Consider the following 15884-nt stretch of genomic DNA (forward strand, 5'->3'; position numbering starts at 1 on the left):
GCGTCTCTGACAGGGGGGGTTCCGGCAGTGAGCGAGGAAGCCAGAGCCGACGTGAGTCCCGCTCCGAACGCCGCTTCAGCACTGGCAGCACGAATCCGCAAGCAGATCGTAATGGGCGAGCTGGTCGAAGGCGACGCGCTACCGTCCGAGGTCGAGATGGTGAAGTCCCTCGCGGTGTCGCGCCCCACTCTGCGCCAAGCACTGAGGATTCTGGAGAACGAGCACCTGATCTCCGTCCAGCGTGGTGCCCGCGGCGGAACCACTGTGCGCGGTCCCTCGGTCCCGTTGGCCAGCCGCTATCTCGGGGATCTCCTGCGCTTCAGGAAGGTCACCTTCGGCGACGTCCTACAGGCTCGCCTGATGATCGAACCCGCGGCGGTCGGGTTGTTGGCGCGCCGCCATGACGACAAAGCACTCGACGAACTGCGGGCTGGCGTCGACGCGAGTCCCGTCGCAACATCGACGGCGCCGTGCTCGGATGACTTCCACGAGTTGGTGGTTCGGCTGGCGGGCAACGCGACGCTGGCGCAGTACACGATGCTGGTCCACCACTTGATTGGCGGGCACACCAAGCGCGGAGACGCTGCGCGGTCCGGCGGTGTCGCGCCGGAGAGCGATGGCTCGACCGATGCCCACGCCGCACTGGTCGACCTGATCCGGGCCGGTGCCGTCCACGCGGCAACCACGCTTTGGCGCGAGCACCTCGAGAACATCAACGAACAGTGGTCCCGGCAGTTCGATCTGCAGGGACTCCTCGAACAGCCCAGCTGACCGCAGCTCGGCTGACCAATTCCCAATAAGTGGACGTCCCAACCCTGTTGGGAGTACCGAGCGGCGCTGACACGCATGCCCGGCACAACTGAGAAGGCTGCCGCCGACTGCATTTCGCGTCGATGCACCCACGACCCTGCAGAGGACCAGACCGTGAACCATCCCCTGAAATCCGATGCCGAAGTTCTCGTCGAACAACGCGAGCATATTCTCGTGATCACCATCAATCGCCCCAGCGCACGTAACGCCGTCAACGCCGCCGTCAGCTGGGGCCTCGCCGACGCTATGGACTTCCTCGACAGCACCGCACAGCTCTACGTCGGGATCATCACCGGCGCTGGCGGAACATTCTGCGCAGGAATGGATCTCAAAGCATTCTCGCGCGGAGAACGTGTGGACGTGGAAGGTCGCGGCCTGGGCTTCACGCAGCGCCCTCCGGTCAAACCGCTGATCGCCGCGGTCGAAGGCCACGCACTGGCCGGCGGCGCCGAGATTGCCTTGGCCGCCGACCTCATCGTGGCCGCCGAGGACGCCTCGTTCGGCATTCCCGAGGTCAAACGAGGGCTCGTCGCCGGCGGTGGAGGACTGTTGCGGTTGCCTGAGCGGATCCCGCGTGCGGTGGCCATGGAGCTCGCTCTGACCGGTGCGAACCTTGCCGCACCGCGTGCCTACGAACTCGGCCTTGTCAACGCTGTGACCCCACGGGGGGAGGCGCTAACGACCGCCGTGGCGATGGCCCAGGGTATTACCGCCAATGGACCGCTGGCGGTCGCGGCCACCAAACGGATCATCGTCGAGGCGTCCGACTGGCCCGCCGACAGGCGTTGGGAACTGCAATCCCAGATCCTGGAACCGGTGTTCGCTTCGAACGACGCCCGCGAGGGCGCTGTGGCGTTCGCCGAGAAGCGCGCTCCGCATTGGACCGGAACGTGACGGCCCCTCGCGCGCCACGCGTCGACAACGACCCGTTGGCTCACCGCCAGCGACCGGTCCAGGACCCGCTCAGCGAATTCTTCTGGCGCAGCGGCGCCGACGGCGTTCTGCGCATCCAGACATGCGCGGACTGCGGGTACCGCACCCACCCCCCGGGCCCGGTCTGTGCTCGCTGCTTGAGCGCCGAATGCACCCCCTTGCCGGTCTCGGGCTACGCCACGATACTGACACTCACCGTGAACGTTCAGCCCTGGACGCCGGGTCTCGATCCCTACGTGATCGCCTTGGTCGGTCTCGACGAGCAGGACGACCTGCGGTTGACCACGAACATCGTTGACGGAGATCCCTGGTCGGTGAATGTCGGCGACCGCGTCCGTGTCACGTTCCTGGAACGTCACGGATTCTTCTATCCGCTCTTTGCGAGGAGCAGCTGACCATGGCGACACATCGTTTCGAACACGACAGCATCCTGTCCGGGGTCGGCCAGTCCGATGTCGGCCGCCGGCTGGGGCGTTCGTCCCTTGACCTCACCGTGGAGGCCGCACTGGCCGCCATCGCCGATTCTGGGCTCACCCGCGACGACATCGACGGCATTTCCACCTATCCCGGCGGAGATCCCGTGTCCACCCACGGTTACGGCGGACCGCCGAGCTTCGAGGTCCAGGAGGCGTTACGCCTGCAGCTGAACTGGTTTCAGGGCGCCGCCGAGCTTCCCGGACAGCTGGGAGCGGTCATTGCGGCTATGACGGCGGTCAGCGCCGGTCTGGCCCGCCATGTCCTCGTCTATCGCACCGTGGTGGAATCCAGCGCCCAGGGTTTGGGCGGCCGTGGGGCGGTCTTTGACGCCGACGGGCACGCCACACCGCTGGCCGGTTGGCTCACCCCCTTCGGAGCACCTTCGGCGGTCAACTGGCTGGCCCTGCTGGCGACACACCATTTCGCGGAATTCGGCACCACCCGAGAACAACTCGGCCAGATCGCGCTGACCTGCCGTCGTAATGCAGGGCTCAATCCGGCTGCGGTGTATCGCGATCCGATTGCCATGGCGGATTATTTGCAAGCCCGGATGATCTCGACTCCGCTGTGCCTGCTCGACTGCGACGTTCCCGTCGACGGGTCGACCGCGTTCATCGTCTCTCACGCTGACTACGCACCTGACGCGGCGGCCCCCCCGGTCTACGTCGAAGCCGTTGGTACTGCGATGAATCAGCGGTTCACCTGGGATCAGCAGCATGACCTGAGTGCGATGGCGGCCACCGGTGTCAGCGAACACCTATGGAGTCGCACGGCGCTGCGCCCGGCCGACGTCGACACGGCGCAACTCTATGACGGCTTTAGCATCCTGGCATTGGTGTGGCTAGAGGCGATGGGCTTCTGCCCACGTGGCGCAAGCGGAGAGTTCGTCGAAGGGGGACGTCGGATCGCCCTGGATGGCGAGCTGCCGATCAACACCGGCGGCGGTCAACTGTCCGGCGGACGTCTCCATGGATTTGGGCTTATCCATGAAGCGGCCCTGCAGCTGCGCCGACAGGCGGGCCACCGCCAGCTACCCAAGGCCGAGGTGGCAGCCGTGGGTAACGGCGGAGGACCGATTGCCGGGGCGATGCTTCTGACGTCGGCGCGGTACTGACGGGGCGCTATAGGCCGAGGTTACGGCCGATGAGTTCCTTCATGATCTCGGTGGTGCCGCCGTAGATAGTCTGGATTCGCACGTCGACATAGTCACGCGCCACCCGGTACTCGTTCATGTATCCGTACCCGCCGTGAAGTTGTACACACGCATCGACGGTCTTCTTGGCGAGTTCGGTGCACCACCATTTCGCCTTCGCAGCTTCCACCGCGGTGAGTTCACCGTCAACGACCGCGCGTAAACACCTGTCGATGTACTGCTCGGCGATATCAAGCTCGGTGTCGAGTTCGGCAAGAGTAAACCGGCTGTTTTGGAATGTGCCGATGGGTTGCCCAAAAGCAGTGCGGTCCTTGGAATACTGCAGCGTCTCGCGCCACGTAGCCCGGGCGCCGGAAATCGCGTGAATGGCGATTGACAGTCTCTCGGAGGGAAGGTTGTGCATCAGATGGTAGAAGCCCCTTCCCTCCTGCCCGAGAAGGTTGGCACCGGGTACTCGGACGTTCTCGAAACTCAGCTCGGCGGTGTCCTGGGAGTGCAGCCCCATCTTGTCGAGCTTGCGGCCGCGGGTGAAGCCCTCCATGCCGCGCTCGACGACGAAGAGCGAGAAGCCTTTGTGCCCGGCGCCGGGGTCAGTGCGGGCCACCACGATGACCAGATCGGAATTGATCCCCGCCGAGATGAAGGTTTTGGCGCCGTTGATGATCCAGTCTTGCCCGTCGCGCACAGCGGTGGTCCGAACGCCAGCCAGGTCACTTCCCGCACCCGGCTCGCTCATCGCGATCGCGCCGATGGTCTCGCCGGTGATGAAACCCGGAAGCCAGCGCTGCTTCTGCTCTTCGGTGGTCAGTGATTTCAGATAGGGGCCGACGATGTCGTTTTGCAGGCTCAGTGTCGGGGTGGCCGAACCGAACGCCGCAAGTTCTTCGACGATCACCGCGTTGAAGCGGAAATCGTCAGAGCCGCCGCCACCGTACTCTTCGGGCATGTTGAAGCCGATCAGACCGTACTTGCCGGCCGCGGCATACGCGGCACGGTCGATCAGCCGGTCGCTCTCCCATTTCTCGGTGTTCGGAGCGACTTCGCGTTCGATGTATTGACGTGTGGTTGCGCGCAGTTGCTCGTGCTCGTCTTCATAGGCCAAACGCTTCATTCTGGCGTCCCTTTCTTATTGTCGACAAGTTCGACCCACATCTCTGGAGTCTCGAAATCGATTGTCTAAGTGGATAATTCGATGATACAGTGGTTCAAGGTTCAACAGATTCGAGGCGACCGTCGTGAAGATCACTGTGGACAAGTCCAAGTGCCAAGGCCATATCCGATGCCATTCCCTTGCCCCGGAGGCCTTCGATATCGACGACGAGGGCTACCCTGTGGTAACCGCGGGAGCAGACGAGGCGCCCCTGGCGACATTGCGCGATGCCGAAGCGGCCTGCCCCGAGCAGGCGATCACGCTCACTCCCTGATCCCGCGATCGGCGAAACGCCCTGCCGCTCTGCGGTTTGCGCGCTCACCACTGGCGGATCAATCCCTCTTGGGCCACGCTCGCGACGAGCGTGCCCGCGCCGTCAAACAACGCGCCCCGGCACAGCGCGCGGGCACCACCGGTCCAGTCGGTGCGTTGCTCGTAGAGCAGCCAGTCGTTAGCACATAGTCGATCGTGGAACCACACCGCGTGATCGAGGCTGGCGAGTTGGAGCCCCGGCTGACCCAGGATCAGTCCATGGCGGGCTGCTGCGTTCGACAGCAACAGCAGGTCGGAAATATAGGCGACGGCGGCGGCGTGGACAAACTGGTTCGACGGCAGTATGTCTCGCGACCGCACCCAGTACCGAAAGGTACGTTCCGCCCCGGAGCGGCTGGCGGCGACCCGGGGCGGTGGGTCCACAAAGCGGACCTCAACGGGAAACTCTTCGGACAGACGGCTCAGCCAGCTTGCGTAGCCACCGTCGGCGTCGGCGAGTTCGCTGTCTGCGAGTGGAGGGGGATCAGGTGCCGGCGCCGTGGCGGTCAACGCCTGATAACGGGGGCCGTCCTCCTCGCGATGAAACGACGCCGTCATGGTCAGCAACTCGTCTCCGTGCTGGGTGGCGACGACTCGGCGAGCGGTGAAGCTCGTCCCCGACCGCAGGTCCTGCACCTGGTACAGCACGGGTACGGCTGGATCGCCGCGGCGGAGGAAGTAGGCATGGAGTGAGTGCACCAACCGGTCGGCGGTGACGTCCGTACCGGCGGCCAGCAGGGCTTGCGCGACTACTTCTCCGCCGAAAATGCTGGGCCGCAGCGACATCGAACGTCGCGGCCACCCGCGAAACATTCTCTGCTCGATGCGCTCCAATTCCAGCGGAAGCCCAGGCGCGCCCGGCCCCTGCTCGCGTGTGGCCGTCATCTGGGGCCAAACCGCTGCCCGGCGTCCAGGCGGATGCATTGACCGTTGAGCATCGGATTCTCGATGATTGCTGCCGCCAACCGTGCATACTCGATCGGCTGGCCCATTCGATGCGGGAATGCTGCTCCCGCAACCAGTTTGGCCTTCTGCTCGTCAGGTATTCCTGTCAACGCTCCGGTGTCGAAGAGGCTCGGGGCGATCGCGCAGACCCGAATTCCCAGACCCCCGAGGTCGCGGGCCATGGTGAGACACATTCCGGCGATCGCCGCCTTGGCCGCACTGTAGGCGACCTGGCCGATCTGACCTTCGAACGCCGCGATCGATGAAGTGTTGACCAGCACGCCACGCTCGTCGTCGACCGCATCGTTGTCGGCCATCAGCGCCGCCGCGATACGGCAGATGTTGAATGTAGCAACGGCGTTGAGGTCCAGCACATCTCGAAAAGTCTGGAGGTCGTGAGGCCCGGACTTGGACAGCGTACGGGCGGCCACCCCGCCCCCGGCTGTGGTGACGACGATGTCGAGACCCTTCAGTCGGCCGTGTGCCGAGCGCAGTGCCCCTTCAGCCTCAATGAAGTCGGTGATGTCGACGGGCTCGAATAGGCCGGACAGTTGCGAGGCGATGTCCGACCCGGCGGAATCGACGCGATCGAGGACCGCGACCGATGCGCCGCGTTCGGCGAGCAACTGGGCGGTGGCGCGCCCCATGCCCGACGCTCCGCCGACAACTACAGCCTTTTTTCCGGCTATCTCCACTCAAAGGTCCCTTCAACTGGTTGAACTCAACACCTGACAGCCGGTACCGGCCGACGTTATTTGACGATTAATCTTATAGCGAATAATTTGATCCCAGAATGGAGGCGGTACGGTGCAGCTGTCAAGTGAGGAACAGGACCTGGTGACCACGGTCCGACATTTCGTCGACAAGGACGTCCGGCCCTCGGCCCGCGACCTCGACCACGCCAACACCTATCCCGAAACACTCATCGAGACGATGAAGGAGATCGGGATATTCGGACTCGCGATACCCGAGCCCTACGGGGTCGGAGCAGTATCGATGCCCTGCTACGTCGCCGTCACCGAGGAGCTGGCCCGCGGCTGGATGAGCCTGGCCGGCGCTATGGGCGGCCACACCGTCGTCAGCAAGCTGATCACCACGTTCGGCACCGATGACCAGAAGCAGCGCTACTTGCCGCGGATGGCCACCGGTGAGCTGCGTACCACGATGGCGCTCACTGAGCCCGGCGGCGGGTCGGACCTGCAGGCGATGCGCACCGTGGCCCGCCGCGTCGGCGACGACTACATCATCAACGGCAGCAAGACCTGGATCACCAACGCCCGCCGCGCCGGATTGATTGCGCTGCTATGTAAGACGGATCCCTCGGCGCAACCCGCGCACCGCGGAGTCTCGATTCTGCTTGTCGAAAAGGTTCCCGGCTTCGAGGTTTCCAAGGACCTGCCCAAGCTTGGCTACAAGGGCGTCGAAAGCTGCGAACTCACCTTCACCGACTGCCGTGTGCCGGCGAGCGCGCTGTTGGGCGAGGCCGAGGGCGGCGGCTTCGCTCAGATGATGAAGGGACTGGAAGTGGGACGGCTGCAGGTTGCTGCGCGCGCCACCGGGGTGGCCCGCGCAGCGTTCGACGACGCCCTTCGCTACGCCCAGGAACGAGAAAGCTTCGGAAAACCGATCTGGGAACACCAATCGGTCGGCAACATGCTCGCCGATATGGGAACGAAGCTGTCCGCTGCGCGCGCTCTACTGCACAGCGCCGCAGCGAAATTCGACACCGGCGCGCGCTGCGACATGGAAGCGGGCATGGCCAAACTCTTCGCCTCCGAAGTCGGTATGGAAATCGCCCTCGACGCCTTGCGGGTGCACGGGGGCTACGGCTACTCCACCGAGTACGACGTGGAGCGTTACTTCCGGGATGCCCCCTTGATGATCGTGGGCGAGGGGACCAACGAGATTCAACGCGGCGTCATCGCCAAACAGTTGGTAAAGCGGGGGGGCCTGGACCGATGACGTCCTCCACGTCGACCGACGCAGTGTTGTTCGACGACCTGAACCTCTGGCGGCCACCCTCGGTAACGTCCACCGATCTGGTCGACGCCGGGCGCCTGCAGGCGCTGGCCGCTGTGCTGGACCGCGAGGACCAGGCGATGACCAGCGTGCCGCCCTTGTGGCACTGGGTCTACTTCACCGAATGGCCCGCCTCCGCCAGCCTGGGCCCCGACGGGAATCCACGCACGGGTGACTTCCTGCCGCCGATCCCGCAGCGACGACAACGCCTTGCAGGCGCCCGGTTTACCATTATCGGCCCCCTGCTTCTCGGGCATCGCGCAGTCCGCGTGTCCGAGCTCGTCTCGGCCAGGGTGAAACACGGCCACACCGGACACACCCTCTACGTCACGGTGCGCCACACCCTCAGCCAGAGCTCTCAGATCAGAATCATCGAAGAGCACGATCTCGTGTATCGCAGCGCCACCACCCCATCGATGCCGTGCCCGCGGATCTCCGAACCGCTGAGGCCCTCACCTGCGCCGTGGACGTCCACACCCGTAACCCACCCCGCACTGCTATTCCGGTTCAGTGCCTTGACCGCGAACACCCATCGCATTCATTACGACCAGTCCTACGCACGCGACGTCGAAGGATTCCCGACACTCGTCGTGCACCAGCCACTACTGGCTCTTTACCTGGCCGAGCTTGCCCGCACGAACTCGGCGCGGCAGCTCTATCGTCTTGATATCCGCTTTCTCACAACAGTATTCGCAGGAGACCCGTTTCGCATCGACGGCACCCCGTCGCTCGACGGGGCCGCCGCCGAGCTGTCGGTGAATTCTGGTGTCGACACCGTGCACGCCATTGCGCGTGCCGAGTTCGCATGAATGCCATCGGGCTTAACGATGTTGCCGCGGCCCGCACCTTCCTGTTCGTCCCAGCAGATCGGCCCGACCGGTTCGCCAAGGCAGTAGCGACCGGCGCCGATGTCGTCGTGCTCGACCTCGAAGACGCCGTGGCGCCCATAAACAAAGACCTTGCCCGCGACCACGCGCGCACCTGGCTTGCGGCAGGGAACACCGCGATGGTGCGGATCAACTCGAGTCAGACGAGCTGGCACAACGCTGACGTCGAGCTCATCAAGGCCTGCGGCCCACCCGTCATGCTGCCCAAAGCTGAGCGGTCGGCACACGTCCGCCGACTACTCACCGCTGGCGCACCGGCGGTGGTGCCCCTCATCGAGACAGCGCTCGGCGTGCACCAGGCTCGCGCGCTGTGCGCCGTCGCGGGTGTGCCGCGCATCGCGTTCGGCAGCATCGACTTCGCTACACAGCTTGGCATTCGTCCCGACGATCAGGACGCGCTGCACACCTACCGGTCGCTGCTCGTCCTCGCCTCGGCTGCCGCCGGGCTGGCGCCGCCGATCGACGGAGTGACGACAGCATTCACTGACCCCGAGAAGCTGATCGCTGACGTCGCCTACGCGCGGCGACTGGGGATGACAGCGAAGCTGTGCGTCCATCCGGCACAGGTGAGTATCGTCCACGCCGCCAGCGTGCCGTCTGAAGACGAGATCCTGTGGGCGCAGGCCGTACTCGGCGCCGACACCGCCGACGGCCACGCTACGACGGTAGCGGGAGAGATGATCGACACCGCCGTGGTGGAACGGGCCCGCCGCATCGTCGCCGCCGCCGCACGCCGCGGCTAGCGTCCCCGACTCGCTAGCCGCAGCGCGGATCTTAGACCGCCGCCAGTTGCGTTGCCCGCGGGAAGCGCAGCATCCGTCGGGCGTTCTCCTCCACGATCAGGGTGCACTCGTCGTCGGGTACCTCAGCGAGCACCTCGGCGGCACGCTTGCGAGAGTTAGGCCAGTTCGAATCCGAGTGCGGGAAATCAATTTCGAGGGTTATCCGGTCGACGCCCACGATGTGGCGGTTGGCGAGCCCATGCTCGTCATCGATGAAGCATCCCCAGAAGTGCTTGCGGAAAAGATCCGACGGCCGGGTGTCGAAATCGATGGGCTGGTAATAACGATGGCGTTCCCACACGTAGTCCGTGCGCTCCAAAATGTAGGGCAACCAACCGATGCCGCCCTCGGCGAGAGAGAACTGCAGCTCGGGAAACTGCTGGAGCTTGCCCGAGAGCAGCAGGTCGACAGTCGACCACATCAGGTTCGTGGAGAACAGCGCAATCGCTACCGCGAACGGCGCGTCATTGACCGCGTCGGGCTTCGCGCTGGCCGCCAGCGAGGCGAAGGAGAAGCCCGGTACGTAAGAGCCAGAACCGAAATGCAAGGAGACCGGCATCTGCGCCTCTGAGCACACGCGCCACAATCCGTCCCAATGATCGGAGTGAAACGACGGCAACCCCAGGGGCACCGGACTGTCCGGGAACGACACTGTCCGGGCGCCTTTATCTGCGAGCCGTTCGGCTTCGGCGACCGACGCATCGATGTCCCACGTGGGCAGGATGCCTAGCGGGATATATCGATCCGGCGCGACCGCGCACCATTCGTCGATGTAGAAGTCGTTCCATGCCTTGACGCAGAGAAGCGCCAGGTCCTTGTCGGCGGCCCGGTGGAATGTGCCGCCGGCGAATCCGGGGAACGACGGGAAGCATAGAGCAGCCTGCACCCCGTCGAGGTCCATATCCGCGATGCGCGCGTGGGGGTCATAGCAGCCCGGGATCATGTCCTCGTAGCGCACTGGGTCCAAGCCCCATTCTTCCTGCGGCTTACCTGCTACAGCATTCAGCCCGATGGTCGGATACGTCTGACCGTCGTACACCCAAATGTGCTTGCCGTCCTCTTCGACGATGCGCGGACCGCGCTCTCGCAAGCTTGCGGGTAGGCGGTCCGACCACACCCTCGGATGCTCGACTAGGTGGTCGTCGACCGAAACGATCTGCATGTGGTCTTGCAGCGGCATTGCTGGCCTCCCTAAATCTGACGCTATGTCTTGATTTCTGACGATCAATCTCACACGATGGTAAAGACGAAAGACGAACCTGTCTATAAGGAGTTGTTGGACGATGAGCGCGAACGATCCCGGCGGAGATGCGATCGAACGTGGCAAGCTCGACGAGGATGATCATGATCTGTTGACGTTCGTCGAGGTGGCCGAGCGGTTGTCGGAGGAGGTGCGCGATGCCGAAAGGCGCGTAGCGCAATTGGAAGCAGAAGGCGGTGGGGCGCTCCAGCTGGCGCGCACCAGGCTGTCCGAGTTGCGTGCGGCAGCCGAACGAAACACGGCCAGCAACATCAACGACGCGAATTTTGAAAAGTTCTTCGGTTACCCTGGCAAGGCCAAGCGCAATTTGGCTACTCCGCCGACTGACCCGTAACCATGGAATGGCGCTGGGCGTGACGAGAATGCGATGACGAGCCCCAAAACACTGCGACGCGCCGGCTATGCGCCAGACACGACATCGGTCGGACGGCGGGGCCAGCACACCCGCGAGCGCATCCTCGCTCGCGCCGCCGACTTGTTCGTCGCGCACGGCTATCACGACACCTCGATCGAAAGCATCGCCAAAGCCGTCGGCGGTTCGCGCGCGGTGATCTACCAGTACTTCCCCAGCAAAGTGGAGATATTCAACGAGCTGGTGGCCGCCTCCGAACCCGCCGTTCTCGCGCACATCACGAGTCTGGACGGCCTAGGGCCCGACGAACGCGGGATCGATGCACTTCATCGCTGGCTGACCGGATGGGCGACGCTCTACGACCGGTACGCAGTCGTCTTCGCGGCCCTGCCCGGAGTGGGCACCGTCGAGAACAGCGCCGGATCCACGGCCGGAGTCGCACCGGGACGCCACACCGAGATCATCGCCGCCACACTGGCGCGTTCTGGGGTGCACGGCATGGAGCCCACCGACGCGGCAGCTGCACTCCTGCGTATCTGTCACATGCTGAACCTGGCGCGATTCCGGGCAATGTTCGGCCTGGACAACGCTTCTGGGGTTCCCGCATCGCTAACTGCGGCAATGCAGCGCCTGCTGTTCCCAGAGACGCCGGCTCCTGTCATAGCCAGGGTCGCCGAGCCCTCCCCCGTCCGTTCCTCGGGCGCGGGCACCGAGGATACGATGGCCGCCGAGTGGACTACCAGCGAACCGGACGACGCCGCCGTGTCGCCTATCCGCCAAGACATCCTTTCGGCAGCCTCTGTCGTGTTCGCTGAACGCGGGTACTTCGCCGCGTCCGTGGACGATATTGCCGCAGCTGCCGAGGTAAGCCGTGCCACCCTTTATCGGCATTTCCGCAGTAAGGCACTCATTCTCGATGAGCTGAGCACGTGGGCGGCCGTCGAATGCGCTCACTTAGGTGCTGATCTACGGGGGAGCGCACAGCACGCCGATGTCGATGAATTGCATTCGTGGCTCAGCCGATACGTTCGCTATCACCGTATGTACGCAGGCGTGATCCGCGCGTGGTATGACGGGGCGATCAGCGGACTACCCTCGGGCCCAGCCATTGTCGCGAGCATCAACGAGCTCCACCGAGCGGCGCAGTCGGTGTTCGACGCGTTCACTCCGCCACCGTCGATTAGACGCGAGGTGGCAGCAGCGATCTTCCTCGCCGTGCTCGGGCGGCTCTCGGAATACGCGGTGGCCGAGTACCCCAGCGATAATGATTACGACGCTGCGACTTTCATGCTGCTTGTCCTGCAGCGCGCGCTACTGACCTAGCGATACCTCACCCTGGGTCACACCAGTGTGAGGAAGCGTGCCAATCGGCCGTTGATGATGTCTTCTGCCTCGCCGACGATCCGCGCGACCAAGTCTGCGACCGTCGGAATGTCGTTGATCAGACCCATGGCCGTCCCGACCGTCCAGATCCCGGCGTCGATGTCGCCGTCGTCGAAGACCTTGCGGCCGCGCACACCGGCCACCAGATCCTTGACGTCCTCGAACTGACCGCCGCCCTTCAGGATGTCGACGACCTCACGCGACACCACGTTGGACGCCACCCGCGCCGTGTTGTGCAGGCTGCGGAAGATAAGTTCCGTGCCGCGCTCGTCACCGGCGACGATGGCTTCCTTGACGTTCTGATGAATGCAGGACTCCACGGTGCACATGAACCGCGACCCCATGTTGATGCCGTCGGCGCCCAGCGCCAGCGCCGCGACCAAACCGCGGCTGTCGGCGAACCCGCCCGAGGCGATCATCGGGATCTCTATCTTGTCGGCCGCCGCCGGGATCAGCACCAGGCCGGGAACGTCGTCCTCACCCGGATGACCCGCACACTCGAAGCCGTCGATGCTGATGCCGTCCACACCCAGGCTCTGCGCCTTGACCGCGTGACGCACCGAGGTGCACTTGTGCAGCACCTTGATTCCGTTGTCGTGGAACATCGGAAGGTGCGGCGCCGGGTTGGAGCCCGCTGTCTCGACGATCTTGATGCCGGCATCGACGATCACCTGGCGGTACTCGTCATAGGGCGGCGGGTTGATCGCGGGCAGGATCGTCAGGTTCACGCCGAACGGCTTGTCCGTCAGATCCCGCGTCTTGGCAATCTCGTTGGCCAGATCCGCAGGCGTCGGCTGCGTCAGCGCGGTAATAAAACCCAACGCGCCCGCATTCGCCACGGCCGCAACGAGTTCCGCGCGGCCCACCCACTGCATGCCACCCTGGGCGATCGGGTGCTCGACACCGAACGTCTCAGTGAACTTCGTCGCCAGCATGGATTCTCTACCTTCCGCTCTGATTGTGCCCGGGGCGTGCAGTCCGCGCCGACATAATTCGATAGACATTAGTATGCATTACCGGCTTGACTCCGCTCGCGGGGATACTGCGCCGGGCGTGTGATTCGACTATGCGGCCATCGCCACCACGGACCACCCGACGAGCCAGGGCGGGCGTCCCCAGCTGTGCCCTGAGGCTGAATAGGAGTACCCGCAAACGATTTCCGCGCGACGCCCGACCGCCCTCAATGATGGCATCTGGGAGGCTCGCCGTGGAACCGATGGGCCTGTTGTGACCGAGGGGAATCAAGCGTCGCGCAGGCACGTCCGTGTGGAAACCGACATAGGTTGATGTAGCCGTAAATTTTTTGGCAAACTGACCTCATCAATCGATTTAATCTGTAACGATTTATGCGTAAGAAGTTACACAACAGGTGAGGAGCCCGCATGACCCCCAGCAACAAGCAGTGCCAGGTAGTGGCGCCGGCACTGCGTGCGCCCGAATGCACCACCCGGCGCAAGCCCCGACGAACCCTGTTCGCAGGGCTGCAAAAGGCCGCCATCCTCGGCGCGGTCGCGGTCCTGCCCATTCCGGTGGTTGCCGGAACCGCCAACGCCCAGGCGGTGCAGGTGATCTCACAGATCCACTCTGTCTCCCAGGAGGTCGTGCTCGTAAACTCCTACCAGGACATCAGCAATCTGCATTACCGTTTCATCGAACTGCTCGACGCGCGCGATAACGCTGGCATGGCGGCACTGTTCGCAAATGGCACCTTCGAGCTGAACTTCCGCAACACGTTCACGGCCACCGGAGAGGAGGCCGTTTTCGCGCTGCTGCAGCGACTCTTCCCGACCAAGCCCACCGCCGAGGCGTGGAGCCGCCACTACGTGACAAACCTCATCATCGAAACTGATGACGAGCTAGGCACGGCGACGGACCGCCTGTACTCGTCTGCGTGGGGTGTGCGCGCCGGAAAACCCGCGCACTTCGTCGGCATGGGGCGACACGTCGGCGATTTTGAGCTCATCAACGGCGAATGGGTGTTCAAGAAGCTCGTAATCTACGCCGACGTCGACTATCCCTACCCTGTTGACCAGCCGGAAGAACCGCCGCAGATCAGCTTCGAAGAGGCATTGAACGCCTTCGTGCAAGCGGTGGCGGCAAAGGTGAGCACCTTCGTGTCCGCGGTCAGCGACGTCTTCAACGCCGTGGTTTCGACCGCGGTGCGAATCGTCAAGGCTGTGCTCAATGCGGTGTTCAACCCCGGACAGCAACCGCAGACCGCAACAGCCCTCGCAACCGTCGCGGACGACAGTCAATCCTCTGCCGACGCCTCGGCCGCAGATGCGACAGAGACCGAAGGCGAGGATGCCGCCGAAAGCATCGAAGACGGTGCAGCCGCGGATAGTGCGGACGTGCCCGAGAATGCCGAGCAGGTCGGTGAAGTCACTGACACGATCGAGGAAGCCGCAATCGTCGAGGAATCCGACGCGGCCGCCGTGTCTGCCGGGCAGTCCGAAGCCGAAAGCGCCGACGCTCCTGACATTTCTATCGACGCCGAGTCCACCGACGATGACTCGGCCAGCGACGCCGGTGCCGAGGCTGAAGACCAGGCTGCCGACACCGGAGATGCCGACGACACGGATTCTGCTGACACTAAGTCAACCGATGCCGGTACGGACGACAACGGATCGGACGACTCCACCAACGCCGAGTAACTGCAGTAGGGCAGTCCGGTAGGTCCCCTTCCCCGTCATGGTGGAGGGGACCTACTGGCGTTTACCTCCATCATCTGGAATCCCGTGTATCCCGGTAGCGACACCTGAGACGTGCTCATGACGGTGCAGGTCGTATGTGAAGTCGCCGCAACGTTCCGACCAACCGGAGTCAAGTCTGCGCCCCTCCATGGGCATCGCCGATGCGATCAGCGCCATCCTGCCGTCGATTCTCTTCAACGGTGTGACGGCGGCAGGGATCGCTCAACCGATTGGTAACTAGCAGACCTCGGTCACCGCGCACGGCTCGCAGCTCGCGATACGTGCGCACCGACCAGTATCGGACGATCGAGCGGTGATGAGGTGTAACAGTCTCGCTGACGGGCGTACCCTGACCGCTTCGTCAGTCCGAGGTCATGGAAGTGCCGTCCTTGGAGGGGTTTTCGCGCCACACCACGCGCAAGTAGTTAAGCTGCGTGATCACATTTGAAGACTGCGGGCTCGCGTGCTCGCGTTGCTTGAGTGCCGCCTTGTGCCAGGGCGATGCCAAGTGGCTGCTGCCCTGGTCAGCGACGTGTTGTCCTTGAAAGCAATCATTGCTCACGCAACTATGCGGGGTGCGCGCGCCGAGAGCTCGCAGTCTGCCCCGACAGCGGAGGTCGAGCCTCGTGCAGCAACGATCATCGCCCGTAAGCCGGATGCTAAGAAGTCAGCCAACCGGAATCGTCAGCTTGCTCGGAGGTGACAATTGCGAGCGTTACCAAACACT

16 protein-coding genes are annotated in these 15884 nt (G+C 63.9%); 11 read left to right on the forward strand and 5 right to left on the reverse strand.

The features are described from left to right. The first annotated feature begins 51 nt into the window (after window positions 1-51). From P9A17_RS26095 to P9A17_RS26110, 4 genes are all read left to right on the forward strand, one after another. Window positions 52-771, forward strand: a complete 720-nt coding sequence (locus P9A17_RS26095; protein WP_278041759.1) for an FCD domain-containing protein — start codon at window positions 52-54, stop codon at window positions 769-771. A 153-nt stretch (window positions 772-924) separates the two neighbouring features. Then, window positions 925-1704, forward strand: a complete 780-nt coding sequence (locus P9A17_RS26100) for a crotonase/enoyl-CoA hydratase family protein (RefSeq protein ID WP_278041654.1) — start codon at window positions 925-927, stop codon at window positions 1702-1704. Then, window positions 1701-2138 carry an OB-fold domain-containing protein gene (locus tag P9A17_RS26105; protein ID WP_278041655.1) on the forward strand — a complete coding sequence of 146 codons (438 nt, stop codon included), beginning with the start codon at window positions 1701-1703 and terminating at the stop codon, window positions 2136-2138. Before P9A17_RS26100 ends, P9A17_RS26105 begins: the two co-directional genes overlap by 4 nt. 2 nt (window positions 2139-2140) lie before the next feature. Then, complete coding sequence (locus P9A17_RS26110) at window positions 2141-3334, forward strand: thiolase family protein (RefSeq protein ID WP_278041656.1); 1194 nt, start codon at window positions 2141-2143, stop codon at window positions 3332-3334. Between the two features lie 7 nt (window positions 3335-3341). Here the strand turns inward: P9A17_RS26110 and P9A17_RS26115 are convergent, their stop codons facing one another. Next, on the reverse strand, window positions 3342-4484 hold the full coding sequence (locus P9A17_RS26115; protein ID WP_278041657.1) for an acyl-CoA dehydrogenase family protein: 1143 nt from the start codon (window positions 4482-4484) through the stop codon (window positions 3342-3344). 124 nt (window positions 4485-4608) lie between these two features. Here P9A17_RS26115 and P9A17_RS26120 point away from each other — a divergent pair, with 124 nt between their 5' ends. Beyond that, a complete protein-coding gene (locus tag P9A17_RS26120; protein ID WP_278041658.1) occupies window positions 4609-4797 on the forward strand; it encodes a ferredoxin in 189 nt (62 codons plus the stop codon). Between the two features lie 44 nt (window positions 4798-4841). Here P9A17_RS26120 and P9A17_RS26125 read toward each other — a convergent pair whose 3' ends face one another. Both P9A17_RS26125 and P9A17_RS26130 read right to left on the reverse strand, forming a co-directional pair. Then, a complete protein-coding gene (locus P9A17_RS26125) occupies window positions 4842-5720 on the reverse strand; it encodes an acyl-CoA thioesterase domain-containing protein (protein WP_278041659.1) in 879 nt (292 codons plus the stop codon). Further along, a complete protein-coding gene (locus P9A17_RS26130) occupies window positions 5717-6475 on the reverse strand; it encodes an SDR family NAD(P)-dependent oxidoreductase (RefSeq protein WP_278041660.1) in 759 nt (252 codons plus the stop codon). The genes P9A17_RS26125 and P9A17_RS26130 overlap by 4 nt, the downstream gene beginning before the upstream one ends. 112 nt (window positions 6476-6587) lie before the next feature. Between P9A17_RS26130 and P9A17_RS26135 the strand changes: the two genes are divergently transcribed. From P9A17_RS26135 to P9A17_RS26145, 3 genes are read left to right on the forward strand one after another with little or no spacing between them, the layout of a single operon-like run. Continuing rightward, the gene (locus tag P9A17_RS26135; RefSeq protein WP_278041661.1) at window positions 6588-7742 is read left to right on the forward strand and encodes an acyl-CoA dehydrogenase family protein; all 1155 of its coding nucleotides are present in this window, start codon (window positions 6588-6590) and stop codon (window positions 7740-7742) included. After that, window positions 7739-8608: a hypothetical protein gene (locus tag P9A17_RS26140; protein ID WP_278041662.1), complete on the forward strand. Its 870-nt coding sequence runs from the start codon at window positions 7739-7741 to the stop codon at window positions 8606-8608. Before P9A17_RS26135 ends, P9A17_RS26140 begins: the two co-directional genes overlap by 4 nt. Further along, window positions 8605-9429: a CoA ester lyase gene (locus P9A17_RS26145; protein ID WP_278041663.1), complete on the forward strand. Its 825-nt coding sequence runs from the start codon at window positions 8605-8607 to the stop codon at window positions 9427-9429. Before P9A17_RS26140 ends, P9A17_RS26145 begins: the two co-directional genes overlap by 4 nt. A 31-nt stretch (window positions 9430-9460) precedes the next feature. Here the strand turns inward: P9A17_RS26145 and P9A17_RS26150 are convergent, their stop codons facing one another. Next, complete coding sequence (locus P9A17_RS26150) at window positions 9461-10648, reverse strand: amidohydrolase family protein (RefSeq protein WP_278041664.1); 1188 nt, start codon at window positions 10646-10648, stop codon at window positions 9461-9463. 103 nt (window positions 10649-10751) lie between these two features. On the opposite strand from P9A17_RS26150, the gene P9A17_RS26155 reads away from it, so the two are divergent. Next, complete coding sequence (locus tag P9A17_RS26155) at window positions 10752-11063, forward strand: acyl-CoA synthetase (RefSeq protein ID WP_278041665.1); 312 nt, start codon at window positions 10752-10754, stop codon at window positions 11061-11063. 33 nt (window positions 11064-11096) lie between these two features. Continuing rightward, a complete protein-coding gene (locus P9A17_RS26160) occupies window positions 11097-12404 on the forward strand; it encodes a TetR/AcrR family transcriptional regulator (protein WP_278041666.1) in 1308 nt (435 codons plus the stop codon). A gap of 17 nt (window positions 12405-12421) precedes the next feature. Here P9A17_RS26160 and P9A17_RS26165 read toward each other — a convergent pair whose 3' ends face one another. After that, on the reverse strand, window positions 12422-13399 hold the full coding sequence (locus tag P9A17_RS26165; RefSeq protein WP_278041667.1) for a nitronate monooxygenase family protein: 978 nt from the start codon (window positions 13397-13399) through the stop codon (window positions 12422-12424). Window positions 13400-13846: 447 nt separating this feature from the next. Here P9A17_RS26165 and P9A17_RS26170 point away from each other — a divergent pair, with 447 nt between their 5' ends. Continuing rightward, window positions 13847-15118 carry a nuclear transport factor 2 family protein gene (locus P9A17_RS26170; protein WP_278041668.1) on the forward strand — a complete coding sequence of 424 codons (1272 nt, stop codon included), beginning with the start codon at window positions 13847-13849 and terminating at the stop codon, window positions 15116-15118. Window positions 15119-15884: the final 766 nt, after the last annotated feature.

This window comes from Mycobacterium sp. 236(2023) (genome assembly GCF_029623955.1).
Lineage (GTDB): Bacteria > Actinomycetota > Actinomycetes > Mycobacteriales > Mycobacteriaceae > Mycobacterium.

Excerpts from the sequence above, each read along its gene's own strand:
- P9A17_RS26110 (WP_278041656.1), top strand. The coding sequence starts at position 2,141 with ATGGCGACACATCGTTTCGAACACGACAGCATCCTGTCCGGGGTCGGC.
- P9A17_RS26115 (WP_278041657.1), bottom strand. The coding sequence starts at position 4,484 with ATGAAGCGTTTGGCCTATGAAGACGAGCACGAGCAACTGCGCGCAACC.
- P9A17_RS26125 (WP_278041659.1), bottom strand. The coding sequence starts at position 5,720 with ATGACGGCCACACGCGAGCAGGGGCCGGGCGCGCCTGGGCTTCCGCTG.
- P9A17_RS26140 (WP_278041662.1), top strand. The coding sequence starts at position 7,739 with ATGACGTCCTCCACGTCGACCGACGCAGTGTTGTTCGACGACCTGAAC.
- P9A17_RS26145 (WP_278041663.1), top strand. The coding sequence starts at position 8,605 with ATGAATGCCATCGGGCTTAACGATGTTGCCGCGGCCCGCACCTTCCTG.
- P9A17_RS26150 (WP_278041664.1), bottom strand. The coding sequence starts at position 10,648 with ATGCCGCTGCAAGACCACATGCAGATCGTTTCGGTCGACGACCACCTA.
- P9A17_RS26155 (WP_278041665.1), top strand. The coding sequence starts at position 10,752 with ATGAGCGCGAACGATCCCGGCGGAGATGCGATCGAACGTGGCAAGCTC.
- P9A17_RS26160 (WP_278041666.1), top strand. The coding sequence starts at position 11,097 with ATGACGAGCCCCAAAACACTGCGACGCGCCGGCTATGCGCCAGACACG.
- P9A17_RS26165 (WP_278041667.1), bottom strand. The coding sequence starts at position 13,399 with ATGCTGGCGACGAAGTTCACTGAGACGTTCGGTGTCGAGCACCCGATC.
- P9A17_RS26170 (WP_278041668.1), top strand. The coding sequence starts at position 13,847 with ATGACCCCCAGCAACAAGCAGTGCCAGGTAGTGGCGCCGGCACTGCGT.